The sequence below is a fragment of the Robinsoniella sp. genome, from assembly GCF_034124845.1.
The window spans coordinates 1-4,377 of record NZ_JAWYAJ010000494.1; the positions used below are offsets into that span (position 1 = coordinate 1).

Annotated in this window: 4 protein-coding genes and 1 other RNA gene; 4 read left to right on the top strand and 1 reads right to left on the bottom strand. The window is 41.3% G+C overall.

All coding sequences use genetic code 11. From position 1 onward, the window contains the following. Positions 1 to 199: 199 nt before the first annotated feature. Positions 200 to 461, top strand: an RNA gene (ffs, locus tag ACH2DQ_RS24200) — signal recognition particle sRNA large type. 61 nt (positions 462 to 522) lie between these two features. Here ffs and ACH2DQ_RS24205 read toward each other — a convergent pair. Next, a complete protein-coding gene (locus ACH2DQ_RS24205) occupies positions 523 to 1,419 on the bottom strand; it encodes a helix-turn-helix domain-containing protein (protein WP_394915206.1) in 897 nt (298 codons plus the stop codon). 133 nt (positions 1,420 to 1,552) lie between these two features. On the opposite strand from ACH2DQ_RS24205, the gene ACH2DQ_RS24210 reads away from it, so the two are divergent. From ACH2DQ_RS24210 to ACH2DQ_RS24220, 3 genes are all read left to right on the top strand, one after another. Next, complete coding sequence (locus ACH2DQ_RS24210; RefSeq protein WP_394915270.1) at positions 1,553 to 1,633, top strand: DUF6783 domain-containing protein; 81 nt, start codon at positions 1,553 to 1,555, stop codon at positions 1,631 to 1,633. Between the two features lie 12 nt (positions 1,634 to 1,645). Next, a complete protein-coding gene (locus ACH2DQ_RS24215) occupies positions 1,646 to 3,700 on the top strand; it encodes a TIM-barrel domain-containing protein (protein ID WP_394915207.1) in 2,055 nt (684 codons plus the stop codon). A gap of 352 nt (positions 3,701 to 4,052) precedes the next feature. Further along, positions 4,053 to 4,377: response regulator transcription factor (locus ACH2DQ_RS24220; protein WP_395028575.1), on the top strand; the 325-nt coding region annotated here is incomplete at its 3' end.

A 4,377-nucleotide genomic window follows, 5' to 3' on the forward strand; every position in this document is an offset into this window, starting at 1 on the left:
AGGTTTTATGCGACCTGCGATAGATTTTTAGTTAGTCCAACTGTCAAACTCCCGAAAAGAAAAAGCAGGAAAAAAAGAAAAACGCTATTTAATTAGAAAAATATCGTAATAAAGCGTGCAGTTCTAATTGACAAATTGGCAAAAACAAGTTATAGTAAATACTGCGTATGTAACACGCATTTAAATTGTCATAAAATTTCCGTGCAGCCGGGGAGTTAGCGGTGCCCTGTACCTACAATCCGCTACAGTAGGGGTGATACCAATCCGAGGGTTTTTTATTGCGAAGCTGCCCTTTATAAGTGGCGTTGACGTTTGGGTCTCGCGCAACAGGAATCTATGAATCGTGTCAGGTCAGGAATGGAGCAGCACTAAGTAGAACCTTCTGTGTGCCGTGAGGCAGCCTGAATTGAGTTAACTGTAGAGGTAACGTTCGTGGTAGGAATTCAAAGTGCGGTGCACGGATTGAAATAAAGATAGATACTCCTGTAAAGGAGCGGAAGTGTAAGGGATTCTTTTGAGCAATCAAAGAATACTTGCACTATTTTTTTGCAAAGCCCGGTATTCCTTGGGAGTCATCCCGAAGTGTTTGCGAAACTGCCGGTTAAAGTAAGAAATATTATTAAATCCATTACCAAATGCAATGTCCGTAACCGGCATTTCGGAACCAGCCAGTTCGCCCAGGGTTCTGGTAAGACGGTAATAATTTAAATACTCCACACAGGTCATATTTACGTGTTTCTTAAAAAACCGCATAAAATGGTATTCACTGAAATGGCATAAGCATGCAAGTTCGGATACCGATATATGATTTTGATAGTGCTCCTGCATATAGAGGAGTACTATTTTTATTTTCTCTGTTATTTCCGTATTATCCGGGGTGAAATCACAGGAAGCGGCAGAATCCCGGAAGAGCAGATAAAAAAAGTGGAACAGCCCCGATTTGAGATTCAGTTCGTAAGCCTGCTCTTTTTGCAGATAGCAGTTTTGTATATCACCAAAAGTGTCAGCCAGTGCCTGATAATGGTTGTCACCGGGACTTATGATGAAGGGGCGGCTCCATTTCTGAAGAGCAAGGGGCTGGAGATATTTTGTGGTGCAGTAATCCGGATACTGGAATCCCAGCATGTGAAAACTAAATACAATACTGTCAGAAACCATAGGGCTTTGCTGCTCTGCCTGGGACACGCCGTGCAGTATCTGGGGAGGAATCAAAATCAGATCTCCCTTATGTACTTCATAGGTATTCAGGTCTATATTATAAGTGCAGGTACCCTCCCGGATCATTGCGATTTCCATTTCTTCATGCCAATGGGTTGCCAGTATGGTGAAAGTCTCCGGAATGCTGCAGTGATAGAAAGCAAACGGCATAAAATAAGTACCGTGGCTGGTGCATTCATGGAGATACAGGTAATTGTCCATATGTACTCCTTTCTGTTTTGTAAAAACCCTTGAATAGCAGGATTGTGTTAGAATATGGTGGAATTATGTTTGTTTTAACAGGGCCTCTATACTATAATAACATAAAAGATTTCAGCAGAAAAGTAAAGAAATAATTCGGGACAAATCGCCCGCAAAGTGTGACGCACAGCTGTCAGAAAGCAATTTTAAAACACGCTCTGGGCAGGAGTATTGAAAGGAGAAACATATGATTCGTAAATATACCTTCGGAAATCCGATGGAAACAGATGCGGTAGTACATAAAATAGAAAAGGAAGCAGGCGGGGTACCCTATCTGGGAGCTGGCACTGACGAGATTGTGTTTACCTACCAAATGGATGATAATACCAGAATCTACGGACTTGGTGAAAATGTCAGAGGGATTAATAAAAGAGGCTGGCGCTATATCAGCAACTGCAGCGATGATCCCAATCACCGGGAAGAAAAAAATTCCCTCTATGCGGCACATAACTTTATCATCATTGAAGGAAAAGAACGATTCGGGTTGTTTATTGATTATCCGGGAAAGCTTACCTTCGACCTTGGTTACACAAACAGCAGTCAGGTCAGTATAGTTCCTGAAGAGGACGGGCTGGATCTGTATATCATTGAAGGAGATAGTCTAAAGGATATTGTAAAACAATTCCGCCATATGATCGGCAGAAGCTACATTGCTCCCAAATGGGCATTTGGCTATGGACAGAGCCGCTGGAGCTATATGGATGAGAACGAAATCAGAGAAGTGGTAAAAAAACACCGGGATGCAGGAATTCCGCTGGACAGTATCTACATGGACATTGATTATATGGAACGCTACAAGGATTTCACCATTAATGAAGAGACTTTTCCCAAGTTCCCGGAGTTTGTGGAGGAGTTAAAAGCACAGCATATCCATCTTGTCCCGATTATTGATGCGGGTGTAAAAATAGAAGAAGGCTATGACGTCTATGAAGAGGGCGTGGAGAAAGGCTATTTCTGTAAAGAAGAGGACGGAACGGATTTTGTAGCTGCTGTATGGCCTGGCAAGGTACATTTCCCGGACATGTTGAATCCAGATGCCAGAAAGTGGTTTGGACAGAAATACAAAGTACTGTTAGATCAGGGAATCGAAGGATTCTGGAATGATATGAACGAACCTGCTATCTTTTATTCAGAAAAGCATCTGGATGATGTATTTGAGCAGTTAGAAGACCTCAAAGGGAAGAATATAGATCTGGAACTGTATAATAAATTCAATAATCTGATCGGCGGGATATCCAATAATCCGGATGATTACAAACGTTTTTACCACAAGTTCCATGGGGAGACAGTCCGCCATGACAAGGTTCACAACCTGTTCGGCTATAACATGACCCGTGCAGCAGCAGAAGCATTTGAAGAAATAGAGCCAGAGAAACGTATCCTCATGTTCTCCAGATCCTCTTATGTGGGCATGCACCGCTACGGGGGCATATGGACCGGGGATAATCTTTCCTGGTGGTCCCATCTGTTATTGAATATCCGTATGATGCCTTCTCTTAATATGGTGGGAATCCTCTATACCGGTGCAGACATAGGCGGATTCGGAGCAGATACTACGGAAGACTTAATGATGAGATGGCTGGAGTTCGGGATCTTCACACCATTATTTCGGAATCATTCCGCTATGGGAACAAGACGTCAGGAAGTATACCGCTTTGAAAATACAAAGGCATTTAAAAATATAATCGGCATCCGCTATGGACTGCTGCCTTACATTTACAGTGAATATATGAAAGCAGCATTAAAGGATGAGATGTATTTCAGACCGCTGGCATTTGACTATCCGGAAGATGATTTTGCAGCTAGAGTAGAAGACCAGTTATTGATCGGGGATGGAATCATGACAGCTCCTGTTTACGAACAGAATGCAAAAGGAAGATATGTATATCTGCCCGAGAAAATGAAAATGGTGAAGATGAAGAGCCTGACCCAGCGGAAAACAGAACTTCTGGAAAAGGGTCATCACTATATCGATGTGGATCTGGATGAGACCGTGATCTTTATCCGTCCAAACCACGTAATTCCAATGTCTAATGGAGGACAGAGCGTTGCAGAAGTGGATTTCCATAATCTGGAGCTGCTGGGGTATGTAGAAGACCAGGCAGTTTATGAACTTTATGATGATGATGGATACGGCAAAGATTATGAAAATAAAGAAAATTTCACAGTTGTCACGGTAAGCAAAGATGGTACTGTCACAACGGATGGCGGGAGCGATAGAATTTATACGCTTTCTATTTAAAAGATATAAGTTAAAATATAGAATATTATTATATGCTAATATTATTAAATACTAAATTTTTAAATACTAATTTTTCATATAATAAAGATGGAATCGGTTTATAATAAAAAATAAAAGCGGCTGGTACATGGCAGTGTGAGTGTACCGGCTGTTTTTGGCATAATAATTGCAGTCTATAATAGATTCAGGGGAGATTTCGGCATCTGTGCATCTCTATAATTGTATTCCGGCATCACCCGTTAAGGGATCCAAGATATAAATAGTTGATGAAATTTTGATAAATATGCATTACACTATACAAAAGCGTGTTTGTAAATTCAAACTTTATGAACTTCTGGGAGGTAATGTAAACTTGGAACATACAATATTAATTGTGGATGATGAAATAGATATCGTAAATATGCTGGGAGATTATTTTGAATTTAACGGCTACCAGGTAATAACTGCATTCAGTGGGATGGAGGCACTGCAAAAGGCGGAGAAAGGACCGGATTTGATCTTGCTGGATGTGAATATGCCGGATATGGACGGACTGGCGGTCTGCCGCAGTATACGGGATTTTGTATCCTGTCCCATTTTATTTCTCACAGCGAAAATAGAGGATGGGGACAAAATCAAAGGTTTTCGTGCCGGAGGTGATGACTATATCGTAAAGCCTTTTAGTATTGATGAACTTG

Coding starts and splice junctions, on each gene's coding strand:
- ACH2DQ_RS24205 (WP_394915206.1), bottom strand. CDS start 1,419: ATGGACAATTACCTGTATCTCCATGAATGCACCAGCCACGGTACTTAT.
- ACH2DQ_RS24215 (WP_394915207.1), top strand. CDS start 1,646: ATGATTCGTAAATATACCTTCGGAAATCCGATGGAAACAGATGCGGTA.